This window comes from Vibrio salinus, assembly GCF_021272385.1.
Lineage (GTDB): Bacteria > Pseudomonadota > Gammaproteobacteria > Enterobacterales > Vibrionaceae > Vibrio > Vibrio salinus.
Map to the genome: position 1 here is coordinate 575,915 of NZ_JAJSDZ010000010.1, position 26,603 is coordinate 602,517.

Consider the following 26,603-nt stretch of genomic DNA (forward strand, 5'->3'; position numbering starts at 1 on the left):
TATGCCGTCTGCTCAGAAAGAAAAGTTGAATTACCATGAATGTCATCATGATCATTACCACCACAGCCACGACCATCATAGTCATGAGCATCATGTAGGAAACTCGTGGTTACCGATTCTGGTTGTCTGTGCTGGGGTGGTAATGGTGCTTATCGGCATTTGGTCTCAGTGGCCCTATATTCTGATGGAAAGTGTTCGCTGGCAACGAACTATCGTTGATCAGCTAAGCCAGTTACTGTATCAGGTGAATCAGAATCCGGAAGCGATGCGTACACTGATGGAAATCAGTTTTCTATACGGTATTTTCCACTCAATTGGTCCCGGTCATGGAAAAGTGGTGGTATCTACTTATCTGGCAACCCACAAAGCACAGTTAAAGGCCGGTTTTTTTATTACGATTGTTTCTGCGTTGGTGCAGGCTTTCACTGCGATTGCGCTTGTCAGCGTTTTTCTGTTTTTGTTTCATTCGACCATGCACCAACTCAACGGGACTGTTCAGCATTTCTTCTATGCAAGTGCCATTGGTGTTATTGCTATCGGCATTTACATTGCCGTTCAGGCTATCCGGCATTTTTATCATCAGACTCATATTCATCCTCATATGCACGACAACGAAGTCTGTAGCTGTGGGCACAAACATGTTGCTGGTTCTGAGGAAATTAATAATGCATCCGGTATGAAAGAATATTTAGCGTTAATTCTGAGTATCGGTTTGCGTCCTTGCACTGGTGCATTATTGATTCTGTTTTTTGCACATTTAGCCAATATGTACTGGGTCGGGGTAGTGAGCAGCATTCTAATGGCGGTGGGAACTGCCATTACTACCTCAAGTATTGCTTTTATGACGGTTTCCGGTAAAAAAATAGTTCAGGTATATCTATCGGATAAAACACATACGCATCGGCCACCATATATGGGGTTAATATTAAAAGTATTGGCGGGTTGTCTTCTCATTTTGTTTGGCCTGATTCTGATGAATCAGGGAGTATTCGGTATGTCGCCTATTTTTGCCCGATAAAGCTTTCCGGTTATTGGGAGACAAGATAGTTGATGAAGTCCTGATCACTGATAATGCCTGTATAGCGGCCATGATCTGTGATGATTAGAGGGAAGCCATCGTTCTGGTTACGGATGAGATCTATTAAATCTTGAGGGCTTAAAGAGGATTCGGCAGATTGAACATTTGTTTCCATCAATGTATTGACCGGTTTGTTCCAGATTCTGGATTCTCTGACGGTTTCCAGTTTAGTTCCCATGGCAGGAGTCATATGAAGATTCAGTATTTCCTGATCGATAATGCCAACACATACATTATCAACAATGACGGGTAGAACCTGAATGGACGGGGTTTTCAGATATTGATAAACCAGAGAGAGTTTGTCGCCGGGGTTCAGACGGGGTAAGTCTTTTCTTGCCAGTTGACCTAATGTTTTATCTGATGTAGTCGTTTTTCTTTCCCGGGGGACGAGATGCTCCTCCTGAGACGGTGAGTTGTTAAGAATGTCCATAACAACACTGTTAATTCGGTTTGGTAAGGTTTCTACTTCATGATTTTTTACCGGAAAAGTAAAAATGCTGCCCTGTAAGTAATCCACACCAAGATAAGTTAAAAGACGGGCCTGTTCAATATTATCGACCCCTTCGACAATGACAAAAACATTCAGATCATGGCAAAGTTTCACCAGTAATTTTACAACCTGATAGTATTCAGATGATTCATGAAATTTATGACAAAACCGATCATCAAGACGCAGATACTGATAGATTTCTTTTGCCAGTTCTCCACCCAGGTCAAAGCCGGATGATAAGTCCGCAAGAGCCACTTTTGTCCCCTTTGTCGTCAGTTTTATCAGGTGTTCCTCATAAACGGACAGATCAACGGAAGATCGGGATGGGTTCAGGTCTATCACCAGTTTTTGCCGGTCCATCTTGTATTGATCGGTCAGCAAGTTAATGCAGCTGAAAAACTCCGTGAAGTTTTGTCTGGTGTTTGTTGAAATATTAATATTGAGAAAATAATCGTTGTTCTTTATGTAACCGGATAATTCATCTAATGCTTTCTGGTATGTGAGTAAGTCCAGTTCCGTAATTAAATCTAAGTCTTCGCAGATATCGACCAGTTCCCGGGTTGAGGTATCTAATGAAGGTTCGCTGTTGAAACGGCTCAGTACTTCATACCCCTCAATGGCCCAGCTATGGCAACTGACAATAGGATTAAAAACCACATTAATCTGGTTGTTTTCGATGGCTGTTTTTACAAATTCTTCCAGTAGGATCTGCCGTTTTATTGTGTGTTGTAATTTTGAATCAAAAAAATTAAGGCGTTGTTTTTTACTTAAGCTGCCATCCAGTGTGGCCTGCAGGGCATGATTGACTGCCTGATGCATGTTATGGCTGTCCAGACCAACGACAGAAATACCCATAATACTTGAGGAAATGTCTTTACTCAGCGATGGGGCCTGCATTTTCAGTGTTTTGAATAGTTCATTGATGGTTTGATGAATGGTCCGGGCCTTATTCTGATGGCCGACAGGTCTGGCAATATAGGCTAAGAAATAGTTGTCCGGGATATAGCCAATTTGTGAAATCAATTTATTATTCTGACTGGCTTCCAGAAATTCTCTGGTGGTTTTCTTTGATTTTGAGGTCATAAGAAAGACTACCACAATGGATATGTGGTTGTAATAAAGGGCATCGGACTGTCTTTGCACCGCAGTAATAAAACTTTTCTGCGTTAATGCTAATTTGGATAATGTGGTCATTGTGTGCCCGGAAGAGTGATTGCAACTATTTTTTCTACTTAAGTCTAGTTGGTTTTTTTAAATCTTTTCTTTGCTGCGGGCAGAAAGAGAATCGAGGAAAAATTCTCGCTCAATCGTGAACCGGTTAGCTGTAACCAGATTGTCCCTAAACGTAATAGTAATGTTTTCCGGAATTGGATTGATGGCAAAATGTCGGGCGACATTGATGCTGGCAATATTGTCTGGTAATACATCAACAAATATTTTATGCAGCTGAACCATGTCAAACGCAAAAATAAGTGCCAGTTTGCTGGCCTGTTTTGCTACGCCTTTACGTAACGTTTTTTTTCTGACCCAGTATCCGAGCGTTGCTGTTCTGTTGATGTAGTCAATGTCGTTGATGGCGACAGAGCCGAGGAATTCGTCATTTTGGGAGTTGTAGATAACAAATCGGAAGTCGGTTTCTTGCTTCCATTCAAATTTTGACCCTTCTATCCAGTTATGAGCATCAACAATAGAATAGCCGTCCCTGCACCAGGGGAGCCAGGGAGAGACGTGTGAAACTGATTCGCGGACGGCATCAAAAAATGGGATGACATCATCATCATTGAATTCGCGAATACAAACAGCCATAGTTTTCTCTCTTTTACCATTCCCTGTTCTGAATATACCTAATAATAAAAGTAGTTAATTGATCTTGTTACACATTATTTGGTTTTGATTACTGATTTTATATTATCATCTGTTTTTATGTGTGTTGACAGTCCGATGTTGTCTGTTGTGATGCTTATGCATAACTGATTGTTTGAATTAAAGTAGTTTGTTTGTGTGCCGATATCTTTGTTAATTGGTAGTACCGGTGAATTTGAAGGTTCTGACTGCAAAGCCTGCCTTAACATAGATGTGGTAGCCTTAACGGACTATATTTAAACCTGTATAGCAATAATTGATTCGTATTACATTATTTTTTATCTGTTTAGTTCATTGACTGAGGAAGCAATATGTTTTTCAAGCGTTCATCAACGAAAGAAGACGAGTCTGTTAAAAAAGAGCTGAATATCAGCCGACAAATAATGCGGGATCTTGAAAGTGATATGTTAAGGATCACACTGAGTAGTGATGGTGTTATTGCATCCACTAACAGTGCTTTTTGCCAAGATTTAGGCTTTCAGTCCGATCAGATCACAGGTAAACGCTTTATTGACTTTGTTCCTGCTAATGCGCGTGATACTGAACATTATCAGAATTTAAAACAATCCGTTACTTCGTATAAGCACTGGTCAGGTGCTGTACAGATTGTAAAGGGAGACGGGACAGAAGGATGGTTACGGGTCATCGTTCAGCCGGTTGAAAACCTAAGCGGTAAAGTAGAGGATATCCTGATCTATGCTTCCGAATTAACCCGCACTATCGGCACATCCCGTGAACAAGAAGATATGATTAAAGCGATTATGCGCTCATCGGCTGTCATAGAGTTTAATCTTGACGGAACCGTAATCACCGCCAATGAAAATTTTCTCAGTACAATGTCTTACCGGTTAGAAGAGATTGTTGGTAAACATCACCGGATGTTTTGTGAACCGGAACTTTATAACTCTTCTGAGTATGCAGCGTTCTGGCAAAATCTGAACGCAGGTAACTTTATCAGCGATCGTTTCAAACGGATCGATAAATACGGGAATGTGGTTTGGTTAAGAGCATCATATAACGCCGTACACGATAGCCATGGGAAATTATACAAAGTCGTGAAATTTGCTTCAGATATCACCGAGCAAGTTAATAGAGAAATGGCGATCTCAGAAGCTGCGGATATCGCCTATGATATTTCTCAAGAAACGGATGCTAATGCAGAAAATGGGAATAAGGTAATTGGTGATACCATTAAAACTATTGAAGAATTAGCGCATCAGATGACAGAAGCCAGTGAAGGGATAATGCAACTTGATCAGTTATCGAAGCAGGTAGGTCAACTGGTGACCAGTATCAGTGGCATTGCAGAGCAGACAAACTTACTGGCCTTAAATGCTGCGATAGAAGCTGCCAGAGCCGGAGATCAGGGTAGAGGGTTTGCTGTGGTTGCAGATGAAGTCAGGGAACTTGCATCAAGAACATCGAAGACAACGGCAGAAATTGTTGAGGTGGTAACCAAAAATCAGGAACTGACCGCAAATGCTGTAAATCTGATTAATGCCGGTCATGATAAAACGCACGACGGATTAGAACTGTCTAATGAAGCCGGGGAAGTGATACAGAAAATACAGGAAGGCGCTAAAAAAGTGGTGAATGCAATTGGCCAGTTTAACCAGAAGTTATAATTATTTCGCGAAGGCAGACATTATCTGACTTCGCGAAAGCAACCGGCTTCCGAAATTACTGGTTGTTTATAAACGACTTAAATCGAACTTTTGTTTCAGTATCGGCCTGACTGTACCAGTAGTGAAGCATCGATTCAACGGATGGACCGCCAACTACCGGTTTGGGCTGGTTAGTATTGTTAATACTTTGTTCCTGTTGAGATGATGTTTGTATCTGACTTTCTGCTAACGTTGTGTGTGGGGCAAATGCATGAACAGCTGCAATGTGATTGCTTTGGTTGTAAAGTGATGCCTCAGTCAGATAATTACGACCAAACTGAACGCCTTTTTTAATCAGTTTATCATTGATGGTTTCAATTTGTTTTCCGTTTTCAGTGGTCAGACTCCATTTAAAAGAGTGAATATTTTTTCGTGCGTCTTTTAAGCCACGGAATTTAGGAACAACGAGCTGAAGGTTTTGATTAGAAACCTGAAAAGTGGAAACCAGAACATCACTTTCTACTCCGATATTATTGCTACCTTTAGAAAAGAATGGTTCGTAGCGGAATAAAATCTGTTGTGTGCCATTTGGTAAATGTAAGGTTTTCTGAGAATCGAAAACGCCACCGGTCAGTTCCGGTGATTTACCATTTGCAACGTAGATAGTCACTGCACTGGGCACTTTCACGGTGACTTCTGCAAACGTTGAGGCACTAAAAAATAATACGGACAAAATTGGAATTAATAGTTTGTTAGTCACGGTTCACCCTTGTTCATATTTAATGGTTAAGCGAAGAATGCACGTAATTCAAGGTGATGACAAGAGACTTGAGAATAATATATAAAAATATATATCTAATATATTTTTATAAAAAATAGTTAAAGACTTTTTTATTTATATGCTTTGTTGTTAACAGAAATACAATATAAATATCTATTTTTTTGCCAATATCTATATTTAATATTGATTGGTTGCATTATGGCTTATTCTGATTGGTTAAGAATATAAAAGTGTATGTTTTGGTAAAGGAGAGTGATTTTTTTTACCAAAAAGATAAAATGGACGTTTTGTTATGCTCTGCATTATTCAGGTTGTTTTAAAGGAAAACTAATGTCAAAAGAGTCCATTACTTCTGCTTCAGATAAGAAAATCAATAAACTCGCTTTGGTCGCCACATTTGGTATCCTCAGTGCGTTTGCTCCATTTTCTACTGATATGTATCTTTCCAGCTTTCCTAGTATCGCTGACAGCTTGAATACATCAATCAGTAATGTTCAGTACAGTTTATCAACGTACTTTGTAGGACTGGCTTTTGGTCAACTATTGTATGCTCCCATTATTGATCGCTATGGGCGAAAAATTCCGATGCTCATGGGAATTTTACTTTTTTCAATCGCCAGTGCTCTGATCATATTTTCACCAGATATTGGGAGTTTTGTTGGTTTTCGTTTACTTCAGGCGATTGGTGGCTGTGCCGGAATGGTTGTGAGCCGGGTTATTATCCAGGATTTGTTTAATCAGAGAGAATCAGCCAGTGCTTTGTCGCTTATGATGATGATCCAGGGCGTTGGGCCTATTGCCGCGCCGTTGCTTGGTGCGTATCTGCATAAAATATGGGGTTGGGAATCTGTCTTTTTGTTTTTAGCTATCTTAGGTGTAGCCTGTTTTTTAATTAGTACTAAAACCGTGCCAGAGACATTAGAAAAGCCAGTGCCAATTAATGTTCGCAATGTGATGTCGCCTTTTTATGAATTATTTAAAAAGAAAGAATTTGTCATTCCGTTACTGTCCGGTAGCCTTGCATTATCAACTATGTTTATTTTTATTTCCGGGTCGCCATTTGTTTTTATGTCAATATTTGGTGTGTCTCAGGAACACTATAGCTGGATATTTGGCGCTTATGCTCTGGGAATGGTATGCAGTGGTCAGTTGAATCAGGTATTGATGAGAAAACATTCTCCATTTCATGTTTATCGTATCACGCTGGTATTTCTTCTGATCATGTCAGTGATTTTATGTGTCATCGCAAACACATCACATATGTGGTTATTTATGATTCCACTCTTCTTTTGTATTGCCACGGTACCGGTTGTCGGAGCGAATTCGACGGCACTGGCTATGTCGGTCAGCGGCAAATATGCAGGAAGTGCTTCATCCATTGTTGGGGTTGTTCAGTTTGGTTTCGCCAGTTTGTCAAGTGCGTTAGTCAGTGGGCTGAGTGATGGAACAACTTATCCTTTGACGGTCGGAATATTGGTAGCCAGCGCTTTGGCTCTGCTATTCCTTTTACTTGGGAAAGCCCCATCCGGATTAAAAAAAAGCAAAATTGACAAATCGTAAAAGGCTGACAAGATAGAGAGCCAATTTGTTGTTTAATATTATTTAAAAATGAAAAATTGTCTTAATAAATTATTTGGCTGTTTGCTTTCTATCTTTGTTGTGACTCCGGTTTGTGCGGCGTCTTCTAACCAGCTTTTGGTTGGGAAATGGCAGTGTAATACCAGCTTTACTGATATGTATGAGGTGAATGTAACCTCTCTGCATACGTTTAAGAAAGGCGGTTCTTTTAGTAGCTCTGCCGATGTTGAACTGGCAATGCCAAAATCGGCTATCTCTGTTGGTTATCATTTGGTGGCTAAGGGAGACTGGCAGGTAAAAAATGGGGTGCTGATTTTTCAGGGCCGCATGACCTCCGTCGAAAATACACTGCATCCCGAGTGGGACCAAATGTTGAATCTTAAACAGCTTATTCCGGATACTTTAAAAGGAAAAGCGACGATCAAACATCTCGATAATACGTCGCTGGTTCTGAATGACTCTCATACGGGAAGAAATTATTCCTGCATGAAAATTTAGCGGCTATACACCAGATTTCCGCTGACATAAGTGTGTTTAATAACCCTTTCATCCGCTAATATCATAGTGGCAAAGAGCATTTCAGCCAGGTTGTCGGCATGACTCAGTCGCTGAGACAGAATTGGAATTGAGTCTGGTTTTAGTTCAATAAAATCGGCCTCGGTTCCTGTATTCAGGTTACCGATTTTATCTTCAAGTTTTAAGGCGCAGGCCGCGCCCTGAGTACACAGGTACAGGCTTTCAAATACATTCAAATTTTGTCCCTGTAGTTGCAGAATTTTATAAAGTTCTGCCAGATTTTTAAACAGGTTCAGGCTTGTTCCACCCCCGATGTCGCTGGCTACTGCAACCGGTATGTTGTTTTCTTTGAGTCTGAAGTAAGGGAACAATCCACTGCCGATAAATAAGTTGGAAGTCGGACAACTGATGATGGCCGAGCCGGAATGTTTCACGGCATTGATTTCACGATCCGTCAGGTGAATACCGTGTCCAAACAAAGCTCTCTCCCTTGCCAGTCCATATTTTTCATAGACCTGGAAATAATCGCAGCAATCCGGGAACAGCTGTTTTACCCATTCAATTTCATCGATATTTTCACTCAGGTGCGTTTGTATAAAGACGTCTGGAAACACTTTGCTCAACTGGCCGGCCTTCATCAACTGTAAAGGGCTGCTGGTTGGCGCAAAACGGGGGGTAATGGCATAAAGCTGCCGTTGATTTCCATGCCATTTTTCGATCAGAGAACGGCTCTCGTTGTAACCTGATTCCGGACTATCCTGCAGATAATCCGGGCAGTTAGTGTCCATCAGCACTTTGCCACAAATCATCCGGGCATTGTAGGTTTGGCTGGCGGTAAAAAAAGCGTCAACGGACTCAGGATGGACGGTGGCATAGACGCAAGCTGTGGTGGTCCCGTTTGCAAATATCTGTTCAAGGAAAAGCTCAGATTGCTGCAGCGCGTAATGATAATTGCTGAATTTGGCTTCGGCTGGAAACGTATAATCATTCAACCAGTCGAGCAATTGTCGTCCGTAACTGGCGATGACTTCCATTTGTGGATAATGGACATGAGTATCGATTAATCCCGGCAGGATCAGGCCATCGTGTTGGATGACAGATTGCTGTTCGTCGGGTGCCAGTGTCTTTAACACGGATTCGGCCGGGTAAAGGCCGGAAATCAGGCCGTCTTCAACGATTAATATCCCGTTTTCTGTGTATTCATAGCCGGATTCAGGCGTGCTGGTTTTATGTGGAAAATGGAGGAATTGCCCCTGATGATAGGTCTTGGTCATTCACATACTCTGTTATAGTCACTATGTTTTACCTCATCAGTGTATGGATTGAATTCAGATAAGCAACAACAATCTCAAGTTATCACGGAGTCATATAATCTTTCGATGTGTTCGTGTGCTTATCTGAAGTTGACCATTTGGTTAACTTATATGTTCAAAAAAACCTGCTCATAAACATTTATGAGCAGATCATTGTTTTAGTTTGGAATTTTAGCGTCGATACCTTCTACGTACCAGTTCATACCAAGCAGTTCTTTATCTGTTGCTGATGTACCAGCTTTCACTTTCTCGTGTCCCTGATTGTCTTTTAAAGGACCTGCGAAAGGAACGATCTCACCAGAAATGATTTTTGCCTTAGTGGTTTTAATTGCATCTTTTACTTTTTGAGGAAGATTAGGATTTATCGATGCAATTTGCAGAACGTTATCTTTCAGACCACCCCAGTAGTCTTCTGATTTCCAGGTACCGTTCATGACTGCTTCAATTGAGTGGATGTAATGTGGAGCCCAGTGGTCACGTACTGAGAACATATGAGATTTAGGTGCGAAGTGGCTCATGTCTGATGCCTGACCAATACCCATTACGCCGCGTTTTTCTGCTGCGATTAACGGAGCAGGGCTGTCTGTGTGCTGAAGAATGACGTCAACACCCTGATCAATCAGTGCGTTTGCTGCATCGGTTTCTTTTCCTGGGTCGTACCATGAGTTAACCCAGACAATTTTCATTTTCACGTTAGGATTAACGCTTTTTGCACCCAGAAAGCTTGAGTTGATATCACGGATAACTTCAGGAATAGGGAAAGACGCAATATAACCAATAACGTTAGATTTTGTTTCCAGACCAGCTGCAACGCCGGATACATAACGGCCTTCATAAGTACGAAGTGCGTATGTACCTACGTTTTTTGCTCTCTTATAACCAGTGGCGTGTTCAAATTTCACTTTAGGGAAACGTTTAGCAACTTTCAGTGTTGGGTTCATGAATCCGAAAGATGTGGTAAAGATGATGTCATTTCCTGCTTTTGCCAGTTGAGTGATAACACGCTGAGCATCGGCACCTTCTGATACATTTTCAACAAATGTTGTTTTAACTTTATCTCCAAAGTACTTTTCGACTTCCTGACGAGCCTGATCGTGTTCATAACTCCAGCCATGATCACCGATTGGACCGACATATACAAAGCCAACTTTTACCGGCTCGGCAGCAAGGGTGCTTACAGAGAATAGTGTCGCTACTGACAAGGCAGCTGCGGACAACCACTGATTGATTTTCATGAAATACTCCGTTTTCTGTTTATTTCGTTTTGAAACTTCGGGCTTACCGGTAAGTCGGATGATAGTTGCAACGGGTGAGTCGCAAATCATCCTATTACAGATAATGCCCATTTTGTTTTTTTACCATTAGTAAATACTGATAACTTCTTGGTAAATTTGTTCGATATTGGTGCGATGGTTGCACTGTTTTATCGCTCCAATACCATGTATTAATGTACTTTCGGGTCAAACGGCTTGCCCAGACTCATCGGTGTTGCCAGTTTTTGTCTGGCTGTATTTGAGCTGAGAATAACCATGACTACGACGGTCGCAACATAAGGTGTCATGGCTAAAATGTTCGGTGAAATGTCTACACCGGCGCCTTGCATGACAAGATGCATGATGGAGGTACAGCCGAATAAATAGGCCCCTAGTACCAAATATCCGATCCGCCAGGAGGCAAAAACAACCAGTGCCAGAGCTATCCATCCCCGGCCAGCTGTCATGTTTTCCACCCACATTGGCGTATAGGCCAGAGACATATAGGCTCCCGCCAGACCAGCCATTGCTCCGCCGAACATAACTGTACAGTAACGTAATGCAACCACTCTTATTCCCAGTGCATTGGCTGAATATGGGTTTTCTCCCACAGCCCGTATGGTCAGTCCCAGACGAGTTTTCTGCATTACCCACCAGGCAGTAATCACGATAAAAAAGCTGCTATAAATCAGAATATCATGTCGGAAAAGCAGGTTGCCAAAGAAGGGGATATCACTCAGCAGCGGAATTGGAAGTTCCGGGAATCCTTCCAGAGTCGAACCGACTAAGCTTGTACCGAGAAAGGCACTCAGGCCAGTTCCGAAGATGGTTAAAGCCAGTCCGGTTGCGACCTGATTCGTGTTTAATGACAGGGTTAGAAAGCCAAAAATCAGGGACATGAGGACACCGGATGCGATAGCAAAGAGTAAACCTATAAACAGGCTTCCGGTGAAATGGGCTCCGGCAAATCCGGCCATGGCCCCCATCAGCATCATCCCTTCCTGACCCAGGTTCAACACTCCCGATTTTTCGCAAATCAGTTCACCGAGAGCAATGAGCAGCAATGGTGTTCCGGTTTTTACCGCGGCAATAAGTATTTGTAAAATAAGTTCTGAATCCATTATTTCACCTCACCAGACGGGTTTGAGGTTCCTTCGTTTATTGATGTTTTTCGTGGTCTTTTGGGGACGATTTCATAGTAAATTAAAAAGTCACAGGCCAAAAGGAAGAAGAGTAATGTTCCCTGAAACAGACCGGTTACAGCAGTTGGTAAACCTAATTCGATTTGCGCCAGATCGCTGCCCATGTAAAGGGCACCCATAAAGAAAGAGGAGATAATGATACCGACCGGGTTCAGACGTCCAAGATAGGCAACAATAATAGCGGCATAGCCATAACCGGGGGAAACTGATGGTATTAGCTGACCGATTGGCCCGGTGACTTCTGAAGCTCCAGCAAATCCGGCCAGTGCTCCGGAAAAAAGCATAACACTCCAGACAATTTTGCCACTGCTGAATCCGGCATATCGGGCGGCTGATTCATCTTCACCGAAGACTCGTAATTTAAATCCGGGAAGCGTTTTATAAAGAATAAAACCAGTCAGCAAAGCGATAATGATGGCAATGACGATACTGATCGAGGCCCGTCCACTGTCAACCAGTGTCGGAAGTAACACACCATCCGGAAACATTTTAGATTCGGGGAATCCAAAACCGTCGGGATCGGTCAGAGGACCGTGTACCGCCCATAATAAAAGGTATAAGCCAATGTAATTGAGCATGATGGTGGTGAGAATGATATTGGTGTTAAAACGTCGGTTCAGCAGAGTCGGGATACCAGCCCATAGCATTCCGGCAATTATCCCGGTAACCAAAACAAGAACAAGAGAAGCCGCTCCGGCATCATCGGGAACGTTAACCGCCACTGCACTGCTGGCAAGAGCACCGACAAGAAGTTGTCCTTCTGCGCCAATATTCCAGATATTGGCCCGGTAGCACAGGGCAAGACCAATGGCACAAAGCATCAGTGGTGTTGCTTTCACCATCAGTTCACCAAGGTTGTAACTGTCACCAAACGGTTGAAGAATGAATACTTCAAACGCTTTCACCGGACTGACGCCAAGCCAGATAAACATCAGACTGGAGACAATAAGAGTAAGAATAATCGCGATAACCGGAGACAGCCATCCCATTGCTTTTGAGCTTTCAATTCTTGGCTGTACCTTAAGCATTTGCAACCTCCTCATGCTTAACGAAACTGCCCGCGATCCACTGACCGATTTCTTCTATATTGGTGTTTTCGGTCTTCACCGACTGAGACAGGTGACCTTCGTATAATGCTGCCAGACGGTCACTGATGACAAAAAGCTCATCAATGTCTTCAGAAATAACGACAATGGCTGCGCCTTCGTCTCTGAGGGCAATCAATTTGCGGTGTATCGAACTGGCTGCACCGATGTCCACACCCCACGTCGGGTGAGCGCAGATCAGTACCTGAGGATGCTGATGCATTTCACGACCCATTATGAATTTTTGCAGGTTACCGCCGGAGAGGCTTTTTGCCTGAGACTTTTCATTTCGGCATTTAACCTGATTATTGTGAATAAGCGACAAGGCAAGATCTTTTAAGCGCCTTGTGCTTATCATGCCTCTTCTGACTAACGTTGAGGAATGCGTTAAGAGCGTATTTTCTTCTAAGCTCATTTCCGGTACGGCACCTTGTCCCAGCCGGTTGGTTGGGACATGGGCCATACCCAGAAACCGACGCTGACCGGCATCAAGATGCCCGATTGGCTGATTGTTAAAACGAATGCTGTTTTTTCCGGTCCGGTTGTCTTCTCCGCTGATGGCTTCCAGAAGCTCTTCCTGCCCATTACCGGCAACACCTGCAATACCAAGAATTTCACCAGCCCTCAGCTCCAGATTGACATTGGTCAGGCCACAGCCAAACGGGTGGGCCGGTGGCAGAGTCAGATCCTGCGTTGAAAAGATAATCTCACCGTTGTCTTTTTTCGGATAGAATTCTGATAATTCGGTTTCGTCACCAACCATCATGCGGGCAATGGAATTCGGAGTTTCATTTGCTGGAATACATTCGCCACTAACTTTCCCGCTACGAAGAATCACAGCCCGGTCACATAACTCGGTGACTTCTTTCAGCTTGTGGCTGATAAACATGATGGCGCAGCCTTCACGGGCCAATTTCTTCAGAACCTTGAACAGTCCTTTGACTTCGTGAGGGGTTAAAACCGAGGTTGGTTCGTCCAGAATTAACAGTTTCACATCCTGAATCAGGCAGCGCAAAATTTCTAACCGTTGACGTTCGCCGATGCTAAGGCTGTGTACGTATCGGTCCGGGTCGACGTGTAAATCGTACTTTTTGCTCATATCGATGACCCGCTGACGCAGGTTGCTAACCTGATTTACAAATTCTTTGTCCAGACCCAGTTCAATATTTTCAATTACCGTTAATGTTTCAAACACAGAAAAGTGTTGGAAAACCATACCGATCCCCATCGAACGTGCCTGATTTGGAGAGACGATATCGATTGCGTCACCGTTCCAAAAAATACCGCCTTCGCTTGGGCGGTTAACACCATAGATCATTTTGACCAATGTTGATTTCCCTGCGCCGTTTTCTCCAAGTAGCGCAAGAATTTCTCCGGACCGGAGTTTTAAATTTACGTTATCGTTTGCCACAACCCCCGGAAAAAATTTACTTACTTTCCGGAGTTCTAAAAGTGGAGCTTGCGTCATAGCAGATGATTTCCCTATGTTTACGATTAGTAGCCGTAATGCAAAATTCTGACCAACTGTTCAAGTGGTCGCGATTGTATCCTTTTCTGAAGTAAAATGGATCAGAAAATTTCAATAAAAATTCCAATTTATTCGGGATACCGATGTACGAATAATCAATTAATCACATAGAAAACTTGAAAACTGGCAGAAAGTTCATCATTTCACCGTGAATAGCTATATCAAATATAACACTCAAATGAATACTTGGTTATTATTGCTTGACTTTGATGTTGGATTATTTCTTACTTAGCGGCTCTTCAGTCGTATTGAAAAGGACAATGTAATCCGCTATGGAAAAAAGTCGTACCCGCAAATCTCAGCCAGGCGCAATTCGCCAACGTAACGAAGCCCGAATTTTAACAGCGGCTGCCGATGAATTTGTAAAATGCGGATATAAAGGTACATCCGTACAGTCTATAGCGGATAGAGTCAGCTTACCTAAAGCGAATGTGTTGTATTATTTTAAATCGAAGAAGGGTATCTACTTTGCGGTTCTTGAAGAAATTTTAAATCTGTGGAACCAAGGATTTGACGATGCGACGGATATCATGAATCCGGTAGAAGTGATTGAGTGTTATATTCGCGGGAAAATGAAGTATTCCCGGACCCATCCGAAAGAATCCAAAATATTTGCCTTAGAACTGATTAATGGTGCTCAGAACATTAGTGATGCAATGAATTTACCGATGGTCAACTGGACTGCAGGGAAAGTCGACATCATTCAGGCGTGGGTCGATAACGGGTTGATTCGTCCGATCGACCCTCTGTATCTGTTGTTTCTTATTTGGGGCACGACTCAGTTTTATGCCGATTGTGATGTTGAAATTTATATGATTAAAGGTCGGCCACTGAACGATGATGAATTTGAAGCAGCGACGCAATTTGTCATTGATACTGTATTAAGAGGCTTGGATCTTAAAAAATAATCCGGGTTATCTGGCAGATAACCCGTTATCATCTGACGGTTAATTCTGATGAATTTTCAAAAAACTGTTGATGGCTGTCTCAACAACCTGTCTGAGTTGTTCATCGTCAGGTTTATCTATCAAGTTCATTTCGTAAGGCCCCAGAAGTTCTGCATCTAACAGAGCATTTAACTGAGCTGCTGCTACGATTGGATCGGATTTAATTAATTCACCCTGTTCCATTTGTTTCGATAAATATTCAGCGGCTATTGCCTGTCCTTTTGCAGGGCCGTTTTTATAAAAATAACGGCTAATATCCGACTGGCTGTTATCACACATTGCCATCCTTCTGATTGCTACTAACTCCGGTGATAATACAGATTGCAAGTAGTGAAATCCGAAATCAAATAATGCTGTTTTAAGGTCTGTTTCTGTTGATAATTTTTGAAAAGCAGAGGCGACATCGAATGTTACAGATGATTCCATAACAGCAGCAAAAATGTCTTCTTTCGAACTAAAATAGTTGTATAAAGTGGCTTTGGAGCCTCCGCATTTTTCTGCAATATATGACATTGATGTTTGTTTTACGCCTTGTTCAGTAAATGCTTTCTTTGCTGTGTCAATGATTATCTGTCGACGTGCTTCTGTTTTTACTCTCATGCATAACCTCATTCTTATTTGCCGGTAAGTTTCTCTTGACTGAATCCATCTGTCAATAGTATAACTATACCGTACAGTTTAGTTATGGGATGGTTAAGTGAAAAAAATAACATTTCAAAGAGGGTGTAAAACGACTGTGTTTAAAAATGGCCTTATTGTGATCATAGGTGCATCACTTCTGGGCGGTTGTTCTTTTCCCTCTGATTACAATAAACCGGCGGTGACCTCGATTAATTCACTTGGTTATCAGCAGAGTTTTAAAGATATTCAGGCGATTGACTGGCCGGATGATACCTGGTGGGTGAGATATGGTGATTCACAATTAACTCATTTGATTGAAAAAGCATTAGCTGAATCCCCGTCGATAAAAATGGCTGAGGCTCGGCTGAAAGATGCTCAGGGTATTGCCCAGAGGATCGGAGCGATAAAAAAAGTTCAGGTTGGGCTGAACGCTTCGGTATCACAATCAAAAGTCAGCTATCAGTATCAGGCTTATATGCCACCGGAAAACTGGAATGATTATGGCTCAGTAACACTTGATTTTTCTTATGATCTGGATTTCTGGGGCAAGAATAAAGATGAAGTTTCAGCAGCAACATCGGATTATGCTGCGGCTCAGGCAGAGGAAGCATCCGCTCGTTTAATGATCTCGACTTCTATTGCTAATGCGTATGCAGAATTATCTCGTTTGTATCGGGATCAAGATACCATGATTTCTGCTGTTGGCGTCCGTCATAAAACGGTTGATTTATTAACCCGCCGGTTTAATAGTGGGTTGGAAACAAAAGGGGCGGTCAGCCGGGCAAAAGCCGCTTATGCCAATGTTCAGGCTGAGTTATTAAATGTTAAAGAAATGATTGCTTTGCAGAAAAATGCAATTGCCGCGTTGACCGGATCCGGACCTGATTTTGCGAGAAGTATTTCTCGGCCTCAGATTAATCTGACGAAACCATTTGGATTACCTGAAAATCTTGGTATCGGGCTGTTAGGGCACCGGCCGGATATTTGTGCAGCTAGATGGCGAGCTCAGGCTGCAGCTCAGAGAATTGGTGTTGCAGAGAAAAGTTTTTATCCAGATGTCAGATTATCTGCATTTATCGGATATCAGGCATTTGGCTTAGATAATTTAACCAAAACCGGTAATGATGCCGGAAGTATCGGTCCAGCTATTTATTTGCCCATTTTTTCCGGAGGACGTCTGGAAGGTCAGCTTGATTCGGCCAGAGCAGGTTATGAATTGGCAGTAAGTCAGTATAACCAGTCTTTAAGTGATGCATTACATCAGGTTGCTGATGTCGTTACCAGTACCACTGCTCTTGATGCTCAAATCAAAAAAATGAAAGAAGCCGTCGCTGCAGCAAAAGAATCACACCAGATTGCCAGTAACCGTTATCGTGGTGGTCTTGCAACGTATCTGGATGTATTAAGTGCCGAAGATGCATTACTCAATAGCGAGCGGGCTCTGGCAAATTTACAGGCAAAAGCATTTAGTCTCGATCTATCACTCATTCATGCTTTAGGTGGTGGTTACATAAATACCCGGTCAGGGGTTTTAAAAGGTTAATATCAATGAGTACAGAAACTTTAAATGAAGAACAATTTGATCAGGTCAAAACGACGAAATCACGCAAAAAAGGTTTTATTATCTTAGCGTTGGTCATTGTACTGCTGGCTGTGGGATACTCTGCCTACTGGTATTTTTATGCGTCAAGATATGTTTCGACGGATAACGCTTATACAGCAACGGAAGTCGCTGAAATCACTCCGGCTGTCGGTGGTATTATCAGCAGCGTAAAAGTGATCGATACCCAGTACGTTAAAAAAGGCGATATTCTGGTCACAATCGATGACACAGATGCCCAACTGGCGTTGGATCAGGCTAAAGCAAATTATGCAATGGCAAAACGTCATGTTCAGAGCTATGAAGCAAATGATGAAGGTTTCGATGCCTTGGTGAAAGCTCGTTTTGAGGATGAAACCCGGGCAAAAGAGCAGTTAAAATCGGCTCAGGCAAATTTCAGACGTGCACAAATCGACTATAAGCGGCGTCAGGATTTAGTTGAGTCAGGCTCGGTTTCCGGAGAAGAACTGACGAATGCAAAAGCGGCCTTCATTCAGGCAAAAGCTCAGTTGAATGCAGCAAAAGCAGCAGTTAATCAATCTGTTGCTAACCGTTTATCAACTATTGGTAATAAAAAAGCGAACGCAGCGCTTATTAAAAATTCCACCGTTGAAACAAACCCACAGGTTTTGTTAGCAAAAGCACGTTATGAGCAGGCAAAAGTGAACTTGCAAAGAACGGTTATACGGGCTCCGGTTTCGGGAATCGTCGCTAAACGTCAGGTTCAGGTCGGCCGTCGTGTTCAGATTGGTGCGCCATTAATGACCATCGTGCCATTAGGAAACATGCATGTTGATGCAAACTTTAAAGAAGGCGAATTAACAGATGTGAAAGTGGGTCAGCCGGTCGAAATTACTTCTGACCTGTATGGTAGTGACGTCGTTTACCATGGTGTGGTTTCCGGACTAGCCGGGGGAACCGGTTCAGCGTTTTCAGTGATTCCAGCTCAGAATGCTACCGGTAATTGGATTAAAGTGGTTCAGCGTTTGCCTGTGCGTATCTCAATCGATAAAAAACAGCTTATGAAGCACCCTCTGCAGGTAGGATTGTCAATGGATGTCACCATTGATACCCAGACTAAAGTGGACAGGGATACATTTGCCCGATATCAGGCAGGTGAAAACCCTGATCAGGGATAAAGGAGAAGAGACGATGAGTTCTGCTGTCTCAGAACAAAACGTTCAGCCTCTGACTGGCGGTGCTCTGTTTGTCGGAGCATTATGTCTGGCAATGGCGAACTTTTTAGCAATCCTTGATACGACAATTGCCAATGTATCCGTTGCAAACATAGCAGGGAGCCTGGGAACGTCAACCAGTCAGGGAACATATGTCATCACATCTTATGCGGTAGCCGAAGCCATTTCCGTTCCGTTGACAGGGTGGCTGGCAAAGCGCTTTGGTTCGATGCGGACATTTACAACCTGCTTCATATTGTTTGGTCTTTTTTCGTTGTTATGTGGTATGGCAACATCAATGACCGCTCTGGTTGCATTCCGGGTACTTTTGGGATTCTCCGGTGGTCCGTTGATGCCACTGTCTCAGACATTAATGATCCGAATTTTTCCGAAAAATAGGGCACATGCTGCTATTGGAATATGGAGTATGACTACACTGGTGGCACCGATAATGGGGCCGATATTGGGTGGCGTTTTGTGCGACCAGTTTAGCTGGTCATACATATTTTACTGTAAAGTTCCTTTTGCGCTGGTGGCGGGCTATGCATGCTGGATATTGTTGAAAAAATACGAAACCGCAACAGAAAAAACGGCAATAGATAAAGTCGGACTGGCATTGTTGGTTGTCTGGGTTGCCGCATTACAGATTATGCTTGATGAAGGGAAAGATCATGATTGGTTTGAATCATCCCGGATTATTATTTTAGGCATTGTTGCTGCTGTTGGTTTTGCCAGTTTTATGATTTGGGAGTTGACGGAAAAAAATCCTGTTGTGGATTTGAAAGTATTCCGGCACAGAGGATTTACCAGTTCCATGCTGACGTTATCAATGGGGTTTGGGGCATTTTTTGCCATATCGGTTATTACACCGTTATGGTTACAGGTATCAATGGGGTATACAGCGACCATCGCTGGGTATTCGACAGCGACTATGGGCATTCTGGCTGTTTTTCTGGCGCCGCTGATTGCTGAGATGTCGAGTAAGTTTGACCCCAGACCTTTTGTTTTTTGTGGCGTGTTGTGGTTGGGAATATGGACCTTTGTCCGTAGTTTTGCCAATCTGGAGATGACTTTTGCTCAGATAAGCTGGCCGATGTTTTTTCAGGGAATTGGAATGCCCCTCTTTTTTGTTCCTGTGACCGCTATTGCTTTGGGATGTGTTTTGCCAAGGGAAATGGAGTCGGCTGCAGGGCTGATGAACTTTATCAGGACACTTTCAGGTGCGTTTGCAACCTCTATGATCAATACGGCCTGGGAACGTGAAACGCGTTACGTTCATTCTGAGTTGTCCGGGCTGACGGATTTGCATGGAGTTGCTACTCAGACGATGAGTTCGTCAGGGATGGGGATAGATCAAATCAGAAATTCTCTGAATTTGATGGTTCAGGGACAGAGTGTGATGGTGGCGACCAATCAACTGTTTGTTATTATTGCGGTAATATTTGTTGTGGCGGCTTGCGTTATCTGGCTTGCCCCGAAACCAAAAAACAGCGTCGATCCTGGTGCAGCTCATTAATCTAATCATTTCTTAAATAAAGAGACAGGAGCAATCTTGTCTCTTACGTCTTTAAATCTTCATATATCTTTATTATTTTAATTATCAGTTCAGTATTATTCTGCGTACTTTTCTATTTCTTTTCTTATACCATCTGGCACTAAAAATGCTTAATTTTGGAGACTATGTGTCAGGTTTCTAATGTATTTTGAGTAGGCGAGGGAGAATGCCATGCTAATTCGTAGTAAGTTGTATGTCAGTAGTGCTACGTTATTAATTGCTGCACTTGTCATAATGTTTGCAGTAGTCAAATTTGTTGTTACACCGGTAATCAAAGAACAGGCCATTAATAAAGCCCAATTGCAGGCAAAAGTAATCGGGAGAACCATCGGTAAAGAGTTAACCGAAAATGCCACACTCACCAGAAGCTTAGCGGCGGTAGCGGGAATGCTTCCATTAAAACGGGAAGATTTTATCGAACACATTGAACCATTAATAAAAAGCGGGAAAGGCATTGCTGGTGGTGGAATCTGGCCGGAACCGGATAAATTAATTGCCGGAGAGCAAAAAGCTTCCCTGTTCTGGGCTAAAACGGCTTCAAATACTTATCAGTTACTGGATGATTATAATAAGCCCGATGCCAGTCCCTACCAGAAAGAGAGCTGGTATACCAGTGTCAGAAGTGCTCCGGCCGGTCAATGTGTCTGGTCTGAAGTGTACGTCGATCCCGTTTCGAAGGTTCCGATGGTGACCTGTTCCGTTAAAATTGAACGGGACGGCGGCTTTTGGGGTGTGGCAACCATCGACGTTGAATTATCTAATATTGAAGCCTTGCTAACAAAAGAGAATAAATCAACCGGAACGTACAGCCTTATCGTCGATCAGGTGAATCAGCTTGTTTCTCTTCCTCAGTTAAAAGGAAAAACCATTGACCTGATTTCTTTGGATAATTTAACGGCTAAACAGCCATCTTTGGCTCCTTTGGTTAAGGCTTTAAAACGGAATGATTTTGCCCCTGTGGAATTTGATAAAGGTGTGGTAAATGATGATGATTCGGTGCTTGTTCGTTTTCGTCTGCCGGATCAGGGATGGCAGGCCGGGGTGATTTTACCGGCATCGATTGCTTTGAAAGCAGTTAGCTCACTAACTTTCTCCATTTATCTGTCTTTAATCGGACTGATCATTGTCTTTGTCTGTGTTTTAATTTTTTCAGGGCTGAAACTGGTTGGGCAGATCAACAATACTACCAAACAGGTAAGACGTTTAATGGATGGGAATTCGTCTCATAAGCTGGAAATTACCAGTGATGATGAGATGTCCGGCTTATGTGTGGCAATCAATGACTATGGTGATCATTTAATTGCCATCCTTCAGAAAGTCAGAGACGAAGCTGAAGCGGTTAAACATAATGCCGAAAGTATGGACGAGCTAAGCGGTAATTCGCAGGCTCGTGCACTGGAACTTATGGATGAGAATAATACGCTGGCTACGGCAATCAATGAAATGTCGGCAACTGCGTCTTCGGTATCTCAGGATGTCGGTTCCGTCGCGGATGTAACAACTCAGTCAACCGAACTGGTGGATTCCGGGTTTGCTTTTATTGAGCAGAATGCTGAAGTGATAAGTAAATTATTCGATAAGCTAAATGAATCCGCCGGAACCATTCAGCAGTTATCTGAAGATTCACAACAGGTCGGACAGGTATTGGATGTCATTATGACTATTTCTGAACAGACGAATTTACTGGCATTGAATGCGGCGATTGAGGCGGCAAGGGCCGGTGAGTCCGGGCGGGGATTTGCTGTGGTCGCGGATGAAGTTCGTAATCTGGCCTCTAAAACTCAGCAATCCGCTGTTGAAATTGAAACCATGATTAAAAAATTACAGGATGCAGCTAAAGAGGGCGTTAATGTTATCGAGCAGTGCCGCGAATATTCTGAAACGGTCAATGAAAGCTCTGTGACGACACGTTCTCAGTATGAGCAGATTGTTGAAGCCTTCCGGGATATCAAAGAACGTTCGACTAACATTGCTGTTGCAACGGAGGAACAGGCTAAAGTGACAGAAAATGTCGATCAGTTAGCGGAAAGAATCCGGGAAATATCGGATCAGAATGCTCAGGATGCAGAGAAATTCAGGACAGTCAGTGCTGATGCGACGGAGCAGGCTCACCGGTTATATGAAATCAGTCAGCAGTAATGATAGGGTTACAACACCGAAAAAAGAAAGAGCCGGTTGGCTCTTTCTTTTTATCTAAATACAAATAGTGTGATATGTCAGGCGTTAAGAATTGTACGTCTGTTTATCCAGTTCACCTTCACTCTTAGCAATCAGAACAGAAACCATTATGTCCCCGCACACGTTGATTGTGGTTCGGGCCATATCCAGAATACGGTCAATGCCGGCAACAATAGCCAGGCCTTCCATTGGAAGTCCAACGGTTGTCAGAACCAGAGAAAGCATGATCAATCCAGCTCCCGGGACACCTGCAGTACCGATAGATGCCAGTGTCGCTGTCATTATGATGGTAATGTAATCAGCGACTTCCAGATGAACACCGAAAGCTTGTGCGATGAACAGAGCACAAACACCCTGATAAAGGGCAGTGCCGTCCATGTTAATGGTTGCACCCAGAGGTAATACAAAACTTGAAACACCTTTTGATACGCCAAGTTCTTCCTGGCTTGCCTTCAGTGTCGCAGGTAATGTGCCTGAGCTGCTTGATGTGGTGTAGGCAACGGCGGCCGGGTTCGTGATTCCACGTAAATATGGCATTGGATTCAGTCGGCCAAAGATAGATAAAACGCCAGTGTAGAATACAAGAACGTGAATGATTGCACCCAGATAAACCGCAGCGATAACTTTAATCAGAGGCATTAAGACATCAATACCGAATTTTCCGGCTACCCATGCCATTAAAGCAAAGACACCATATGGCGCAAAAGACATCACAATTTCGGTCAGTTTGTACATGGCTTCTGCCAGACTTTCGAACACTTTTACTGCTGGTTTGCCTTTTTCACCGATTAATACCAGAGCGACACCAAGGCCGATTGCAAAGAAGATAATCTGAAGAATGTTGCCTTCTGCCAGTGCTCCAATTGGGTTTTTAGGAATAATATTCAGGAGTGTCTGCACTAAAGGTGGTGCACTTTTACTGATTGTGCTGGCCTCAGTAACGGCCCGGTTCAGCCCTGCTCCAGGTTCAATAATTGAAGAAAGTGCAAGTCCCAGCGCAATTGCGACGGCTGTTGTACCTAAATACAGGACAATGGCTTTGATACCGATACGACCCATTTTTCTTGTATCTTTCATTGAAGTAATGCCGACAATGAGTGAACAGAATACAAGTGGAACAATCAACATCTTGATTGCATTAATAAAAAGGGTTCCGATTGGCTTTATCAATTCAGCACTTGGTCCCATAAGAGCGCCGACGACAATACCAGCAACCATCCCAACTAAAATTTTTTTCCATAGTGCTAGTCGTCCCCATGGCCCTTTGCGGGAAGAAGAGTTGTCCATTATTTGTTTATTCCTACCTGGTTAATTGAACTAAAAATGAGTGGGGATTACACAATAAAATGCCAGGCGAGTAAATATATATAGTGCCTTATGGCTACTTTTTGTTCGAATACCTGTGGTTAATTTGTTTTAGATTAAATTTGCGGTTCTCAGGAGGGCATCAGATGAAGCGGGCATCTTTAGAATAAGATGCCCGTTGGTCGTAAAGAAAGTCAGTCTGTAAATACTTCGGTGAATTCGCGTTTCAGAATCGGGTCCCGACGGGCTTTCTTTATCTGTTTAACGATATCTTTTACACAGCTATGCAGAGCCTGATCTAAAAGTTCGGCCCGGTATTCTTCTTTATCTTCTTCTGTCATATCTTCAGGTAAATTCAGAGTCGGAAACTCTTCCATTACGCTGACGCCGGCAAATGCCTGACTCACGGATATCAGAGAATGAAACTGCTCAAAGTTATCCAGGATGTTTTGTGCACTTTTGGGTAATTTATCCCAGGCTTCCCTGACGACGTCTTCTGATACATCATGAATAGAGACAATCATGTTGTGCATTGCTTCCGGTATTTCTTCAAACTTAATGACCTGGCGAAGCTCCTGTGAAATTTTAGTTAAGTCGATTTTTGTTTCTGCAGTTTGTTCTGATTCAGACATGATTTCCCTCAGTTTTAAAAAACAATACTCTTTTTCAAATATTGAGCCGTAATTTTAGTCTAGTCAGTGATTCAGTAAAAGAAATATAGTGATATGATATGACCTGTGTACACATAAATGATTATGGATCGATCGCATTAATTAGAGCTGCAGGATGAAAATATTATTAGTAGATGATGTTAAGTTAGACAGAATGCAGCTTGCTATTCGTTTAAAACAGCTAGGGCATAGTGTACAAAGTGTACCGAGTGGCAGAGATGCTCTGGCGTCCTATGAATTGTTTGAGCCGGAGTTGATTATACTCGATGTCATGATGCCGGAAATGTCCGGATACGAAGTGTCGACATTCCTCAGGGCAAAGTACAAAGACTGGGTTCCGATTATTTTTCTCAGTAGCCATGACGAACCGGAAATGATTGCTCAGGCAATTAATTCCGGGGGGGATGACTACTTAATTAAGCCGGTTGAAAAGCTGGTTCTGATGTCAAAGTTATTGGCAATGCAGCGTATTGCCGACATGAGACGAGAACTGAAGACAACAACGGCAAAATTAGAACAGCTTAACCAGTTGCTGCAGAGGCAGGTTCATGAAGATGGACTGACACAGGTTCATAACCGGCGCTATATGGACGAAAAATTACATGAAATGGTGTCTGTTCATGGCCGTCATCATTTACCCCTGACCGTCATTTTGTTTGATGTCGATTTATTTAAGCTTTTCAATGACAATTATGGGCATACTGAAGGCGATCAGTGTCTTTGTACAATTGCTCAGACGGTAAATAAGCTTTTTCCTAGAGCCGGGGAGTATGTTGGACGGTACGGCGGGGAAGAATTTGTCGTGTTTCTGGGACATTGCGATCAAAAACAGGCCGAAAGAGCGGCCAATCGCATACAGGTGGCAATTCAGGCGATTAATTACCGGCATGAATACAGTTCAGTTGAAGATCATATTACCGTTTCTCAGGGGATAGTGACATTTTTTCCAACGGGTAAGGAAACGCTGAACCGGGTGTACGATATGGCAGATGACGCGTTGTATAAATCAAAAGAAAATGGCCGGAATTGTTTTTCATTCTGGGATGGTAACGAGAATATTCGTTCTAAGACTCACCGTTAATTTCATTCAAAATATTAGACCCGAAAACGGGAGATGTCGTTATTTCAGATGACTGAAAGGCCCGGCATCTCCGGATATCTTGTTTACTCATACGGCGAACTATTTAAATCCCATTTTTTTCAGAATTGAAAGTGCAGGGCAAAATCCGGTGAATGCACTCTGAATTAGATTGAGTCCGATAAACACTGTAAACCAGATAAAATATGGGTGAACATACCAGGTTAGTGCGACAGACAGCAGTACCATACATCCAACCACCACCCGTAAAGCATTTTCAATATTCATAATTGAGGCCTCCTTTATAATCTCAATATTATAGTAACACTTATTTTAGATAAATCTAATTTTATTTTTGCTAAATTAGGTTTGACTAAATTATACTATTGAATATGATGAAGTGAATGAATGCTGAGGGGGCATTGTATGGCGAAACCGGCTGTTGATGTACAGAAAATGAAAGGGAGTGCGAAAGAAGTATCAGAGTTACTTAAGATACTGTCTCATCCTGAACGTTTGATGGTGCTTTGTCAGTTGACTCAGGGTGAAATGAGTGCCGGGCTATTACAGGAATGCTCAGACCTGAGTCCTTCCGCGTTTTCTCAACATTTATCGGTTTTACGAAAACATAATTTAGTGGTCGTCAGAAAAGAAGCTCAGCAGGTTTTCTATTCTCTTGCCGGTGATAAAACATCGGAAGTGATAGCAAGCCTGCAGGCATTATTTTGTCAGTAATAATGAGAGATGAATCGGAGAAATAGAGTGAATGATATTTGGCTGGCATTAGGTGGAGGCGCATTACTTGGTGTGTCTGCAAGTATTCTAATGCTTTTTAATGGAAAGGTGGCCGGGATTAGCGGCATTTTAGCTTCCTCGATGAGACCTAAGCATCCTGGTTTCAGCTGGAGTCTTCTTTTCAGTGTCGGTGTTGTATGCGGAGGCTATATGGCTTGCGTTTATTTCCCGAAACTCAGTTTGGGTGCGATAAAACTCTCTTTGCCACAACTGGTTATTGCCGGTCTGTGTGTGGGAATCGGAACCCGTCTGGCAAACGGATGTACCAGTGGTCATGGTATCTGCGGAATGGGACGGCGTTCCATTCGCTCTGTTGTCGCTACCGGGATTTTTATGCTTGTCGCCGGGTTTACTGCTTATATTAATCTCCATTTGTTATAAGGACGG

General features: G+C 42.8%; 23 protein-coding genes and 2 pseudogenes. 13 read left to right on the forward strand and 12 right to left on the reverse strand.

Annotated elements, in window-relative coordinates:
- Position 1 precedes the first annotated feature (1 nt).
- Positions 2-1,018 carry a nickel/cobalt transporter gene (locus LRQ06_RS16035; protein WP_232768057.1) on the forward strand — a complete coding sequence of 339 codons (1,017 nt, stop codon included), beginning with the start codon at positions 2-4 and terminating at the stop codon, positions 1,016-1,018.
- A gap of 10 nt (positions 1,019-1,028) precedes the next feature.
- Here LRQ06_RS16035 and LRQ06_RS16040 read toward each other — a convergent pair whose 3' ends face one another.
- Complete coding sequence (locus LRQ06_RS16040) at positions 1,029-2,762, reverse strand: EAL domain-containing protein (protein WP_232768058.1); 1,734 nt, start codon at positions 2,760-2,762, stop codon at positions 1,029-1,031.
- Positions 2,763-2,819: 57 nt separating this feature from the next.
- A complete protein-coding gene (locus LRQ06_RS16045) occupies positions 2,820-3,374 on the reverse strand; it encodes a GNAT family N-acetyltransferase (protein WP_232768059.1) in 555 nt (184 codons plus the stop codon).
- Positions 3,375-3,835: 461 nt separating this feature from the next.
- Between LRQ06_RS16045 and LRQ06_RS21320 the strand changes: the two are divergent.
- Both LRQ06_RS21320 and LRQ06_RS21325 read left to right on the forward strand, forming a co-directional pair.
- Positions 3,836-4,519: pseudogene (locus LRQ06_RS21320) on the forward strand (PAS domain-containing protein); the annotation flags it as partial.
- Positions 4,520-4,621: 102 nt separating this feature from the next.
- Positions 4,622-5,056 (forward strand): annotated as a pseudogene (locus tag LRQ06_RS21325) (methyl-accepting chemotaxis protein); the annotation flags it as partial.
- A gap of 55 nt (positions 5,057-5,111) precedes the next feature.
- Here the strand turns inward: LRQ06_RS21325 and LRQ06_RS16060 are convergent.
- On the reverse strand, positions 5,112-5,795 hold the full coding sequence (locus tag LRQ06_RS16060; protein WP_232768060.1) for a DUF2057 family protein: 684 nt from the start codon (positions 5,793-5,795) through the stop codon (positions 5,112-5,114).
- Positions 5,796-6,146: 351 nt separating this feature from the next.
- On the opposite strand from LRQ06_RS16060, the gene LRQ06_RS16065 reads away from it, so the two are divergent.
- Entirely contained in the window at positions 6,147-7,376 is a 1,230-nt protein-coding gene (locus LRQ06_RS16065; protein ID WP_232768061.1) for a multidrug effflux MFS transporter, read from the forward strand.
- A 48-nt stretch (positions 7,377-7,424) separates the two neighbouring features.
- A complete protein-coding gene (locus LRQ06_RS16070; RefSeq protein WP_232768062.1) occupies positions 7,425-7,892 on the forward strand; it encodes a hypothetical protein in 468 nt (155 codons plus the stop codon).
- Here LRQ06_RS16070 and guaD read toward each other — a convergent pair.
- The 5 genes from guaD to LRQ06_RS16095 form a co-directional block, all read right to left on the reverse strand.
- Positions 7,889-9,184: a guanine deaminase gene (gene guaD, locus LRQ06_RS16075; protein WP_232768063.1), complete on the reverse strand. Its 1,296-nt coding sequence runs from the start codon at positions 9,182-9,184 to the stop codon at positions 7,889-7,891. The genes LRQ06_RS16070 and guaD overlap by 4 nt on opposite strands.
- A gap of 197 nt (positions 9,185-9,381) precedes the next feature.
- Entirely contained in the window at positions 9,382-10,458 is a 1,077-nt protein-coding gene (locus LRQ06_RS16080) for a BMP family ABC transporter substrate-binding protein (RefSeq protein ID WP_232768064.1), read from the reverse strand.
- A gap of 209 nt (positions 10,459-10,667) precedes the next feature.
- Complete coding sequence (locus LRQ06_RS16085) at positions 10,668-11,597, reverse strand: ABC transporter permease (protein WP_232768065.1); 930 nt, start codon at positions 11,595-11,597, stop codon at positions 10,668-10,670.
- The gene (locus LRQ06_RS16090) at positions 11,597-12,706 is read right to left on the reverse strand and encodes an ABC transporter permease (protein WP_232768066.1); all 1,110 of its coding nucleotides are present in this window, start codon (positions 12,704-12,706) and stop codon (positions 11,597-11,599) included. Before LRQ06_RS16090 ends, LRQ06_RS16085 begins: the two co-directional genes overlap by 1 nt.
- Entirely contained in the window at positions 12,699-14,231 is a 1,533-nt protein-coding gene (locus LRQ06_RS16095) for an ABC transporter ATP-binding protein (RefSeq protein WP_232768067.1), read from the reverse strand. Before LRQ06_RS16095 ends, LRQ06_RS16090 begins: the two co-directional genes overlap by 8 nt.
- Before the next feature lie 332 nt (positions 14,232-14,563).
- On the opposite strand from LRQ06_RS16095, the gene LRQ06_RS16100 reads away from it, so the two are divergent.
- Positions 14,564-15,199: a TetR family transcriptional regulator C-terminal domain-containing protein gene (locus LRQ06_RS16100; RefSeq protein ID WP_232768068.1), complete on the forward strand. Its 636-nt coding sequence runs from the start codon at positions 14,564-14,566 to the stop codon at positions 15,197-15,199.
- Positions 15,200-15,238: 39 nt separating this feature from the next.
- Here the strand turns inward: LRQ06_RS16100 and LRQ06_RS16105 are convergent, their stop codons facing one another.
- Entirely contained in the window at positions 15,239-15,838 is a 600-nt protein-coding gene (locus LRQ06_RS16105) for a TetR/AcrR family transcriptional regulator (RefSeq protein WP_232768069.1), read from the reverse strand.
- A 106-nt stretch (positions 15,839-15,944) separates the two neighbouring features.
- On the opposite strand from LRQ06_RS16105, the gene LRQ06_RS16110 reads away from it, so the two are divergent.
- The 4 genes from LRQ06_RS16110 (at position 15,945) to LRQ06_RS16125 (ending at position 22,328) form a co-directional block, all read left to right on the forward strand.
- Positions 15,945-17,402, forward strand: a complete 1,458-nt coding sequence (locus tag LRQ06_RS16110; RefSeq protein WP_373054858.1) for an AdeC/AdeK/OprM family multidrug efflux complex outer membrane factor — start codon at positions 15,945-15,947, stop codon at positions 17,400-17,402.
- A gap of 5 nt (positions 17,403-17,407) precedes the next feature.
- Positions 17,408-18,598, forward strand: a complete 1,191-nt coding sequence (locus LRQ06_RS16115) for an HlyD family secretion protein (protein ID WP_308218840.1) — start codon at positions 17,408-17,410, stop codon at positions 18,596-18,598.
- Between the two features lie 13 nt (positions 18,599-18,611).
- Positions 18,612-20,150 (forward strand): DHA2 family efflux MFS transporter permease subunit, encoded by a 1,539-nt coding sequence (locus LRQ06_RS16120; RefSeq protein WP_232768071.1) that lies wholly within the window; start codon positions 18,612-18,614, stop codon positions 20,148-20,150.
- A gap of 210 nt (positions 20,151-20,360) precedes the next feature.
- Positions 20,361-22,328, forward strand: coding sequence for a methyl-accepting chemotaxis protein (locus LRQ06_RS16125; protein ID WP_232768072.1), 1,968 nt, complete (start codon positions 20,361-20,363; stop codon positions 22,326-22,328).
- A gap of 84 nt (positions 22,329-22,412) precedes the next feature.
- Here LRQ06_RS16125 and LRQ06_RS16130 read toward each other — a convergent pair whose 3' ends face one another.
- Together LRQ06_RS16130 and LRQ06_RS16135 are read right to left on the reverse strand one after the other, a co-directional pair.
- A complete protein-coding gene (locus tag LRQ06_RS16130; protein WP_232768073.1) occupies positions 22,413-23,654 on the reverse strand; it encodes a dicarboxylate/amino acid:cation symporter in 1,242 nt (413 codons plus the stop codon).
- A gap of 212 nt (positions 23,655-23,866) precedes the next feature.
- Positions 23,867-24,304 carry a DUF3069 domain-containing protein gene (locus LRQ06_RS16135; protein WP_232768074.1) on the reverse strand — a complete coding sequence of 146 codons (438 nt, stop codon included), beginning with the start codon at positions 24,302-24,304 and terminating at the stop codon, positions 23,867-23,869.
- Between the two features lie 154 nt (positions 24,305-24,458).
- Between LRQ06_RS16135 and LRQ06_RS16140 the strand changes: the two genes are divergently transcribed.
- Entirely contained in the window at positions 24,459-25,424 is a 966-nt protein-coding gene (locus LRQ06_RS16140; protein ID WP_232768075.1) for a GGDEF domain-containing response regulator, read from the forward strand.
- 99 nt (positions 25,425-25,523) lie between these two features.
- Here LRQ06_RS16140 and LRQ06_RS16145 read toward each other — a convergent pair whose 3' ends face one another.
- Complete coding sequence (locus LRQ06_RS16145) at positions 25,524-25,709, reverse strand: YgaP family membrane protein (RefSeq protein WP_232768076.1); 186 nt, start codon at positions 25,707-25,709, stop codon at positions 25,524-25,526.
- Positions 25,710-25,847: 138 nt separating this feature from the next.
- Here LRQ06_RS16145 and LRQ06_RS16150 point away from each other — a divergent pair, with 138 nt between their 5' ends.
- Complete coding sequence (locus LRQ06_RS16150) at positions 25,848-26,156, forward strand: ArsR/SmtB family transcription factor (RefSeq protein WP_232768077.1); 309 nt, start codon at positions 25,848-25,850, stop codon at positions 26,154-26,156.
- Between the two features lie 27 nt (positions 26,157-26,183).
- On the forward strand, positions 26,184-26,597 hold the full coding sequence (locus LRQ06_RS16155; RefSeq protein WP_232768078.1) for a YeeE/YedE family protein: 414 nt from the start codon (positions 26,184-26,186) through the stop codon (positions 26,595-26,597).
- Positions 26,598-26,603 lie beyond the last annotated feature (6 nt).

Excerpts from the sequence above, each read along its gene's own strand:
- LRQ06_RS16085 (WP_232768065.1), bottom strand. The coding sequence starts at position 11,597 with ATGGATTCAGAACTTATTTTACAAATACTTATTGCCGCGGTAAAAACC.
- LRQ06_RS16045 (WP_232768059.1), bottom strand. The coding sequence starts at position 3,374 with ATGGCTGTTTGTATTCGCGAATTCAATGATGATGATGTCATCCCATTT.
- LRQ06_RS16070 (WP_232768062.1), top strand. The coding sequence starts at position 7,425 with ATGAAAAATTGTCTTAATAAATTATTTGGCTGTTTGCTTTCTATCTTT.
- LRQ06_RS16105 (WP_232768069.1), bottom strand. The coding sequence starts at position 15,838 with ATGAGAGTAAAAACAGAAGCACGTCGACAGATAATCATTGACACAGCA.
- LRQ06_RS16040 (WP_232768058.1), bottom strand. The coding sequence starts at position 2,762 with ATGACCACATTATCCAAATTAGCATTAACGCAGAAAAGTTTTATTACT.
- LRQ06_RS16125 (WP_232768072.1), top strand. The coding sequence starts at position 20,361 with ATGCTAATTCGTAGTAAGTTGTATGTCAGTAGTGCTACGTTATTAATT.
- LRQ06_RS16130 (WP_232768073.1), bottom strand. The coding sequence starts at position 23,654 with ATGGACAACTCTTCTTCCCGCAAAGGGCCATGGGGACGACTAGCACTA.
- LRQ06_RS16035 (WP_232768057.1), top strand. The coding sequence starts at position 2 with ATGCCGTCTGCTCAGAAAGAAAAGTTGAATTACCATGAATGTCATCAT.
- LRQ06_RS16135 (WP_232768074.1), bottom strand. The coding sequence starts at position 24,304 with ATGTCTGAATCAGAACAAACTGCAGAAACAAAAATCGACTTAACTAAA.
- LRQ06_RS16065 (WP_232768061.1), top strand. The coding sequence starts at position 6,147 with ATGTCAAAAGAGTCCATTACTTCTGCTTCAGATAAGAAAATCAATAAA.
- LRQ06_RS16090 (WP_232768066.1), bottom strand. The coding sequence starts at position 12,706 with ATGCTTAAGGTACAGCCAAGAATTGAAAGCTCAAAAGCAATGGGATGG.
- LRQ06_RS16100 (WP_232768068.1), top strand. The coding sequence starts at position 14,564 with ATGGAAAAAAGTCGTACCCGCAAATCTCAGCCAGGCGCAATTCGCCAA.
- guaD (WP_232768063.1), bottom strand. The coding sequence starts at position 9,184 with ATGACCAAGACCTATCATCAGGGGCAATTCCTCCATTTTCCACATAAA.
- LRQ06_RS16115 (WP_308218840.1), top strand. The coding sequence starts at position 17,408 with ATGAGTACAGAAACTTTAAATGAAGAACAATTTGATCAGGTCAAAACG.
- LRQ06_RS16120 (WP_232768071.1), top strand. The coding sequence starts at position 18,612 with ATGAGTTCTGCTGTCTCAGAACAAAACGTTCAGCCTCTGACTGGCGGT.
- LRQ06_RS16145 (WP_232768076.1), bottom strand. The coding sequence starts at position 25,709 with ATGAATATTGAAAATGCTTTACGGGTGGTGGTTGGATGTATGGTACTG.
- LRQ06_RS16080 (WP_232768064.1), bottom strand. The coding sequence starts at position 10,458 with ATGAAAATCAATCAGTGGTTGTCCGCAGCTGCCTTGTCAGTAGCGACA.
- LRQ06_RS16095 (WP_232768067.1), bottom strand. The coding sequence starts at position 14,231 with ATGACGCAAGCTCCACTTTTAGAACTCCGGAAAGTAAGTAAATTTTTT.
- LRQ06_RS16140 (WP_232768075.1), top strand. The coding sequence starts at position 24,459 with ATGAAAATATTATTAGTAGATGATGTTAAGTTAGACAGAATGCAGCTT.
- LRQ06_RS16150 (WP_232768077.1), top strand. The coding sequence starts at position 25,848 with ATGGCGAAACCGGCTGTTGATGTACAGAAAATGAAAGGGAGTGCGAAA.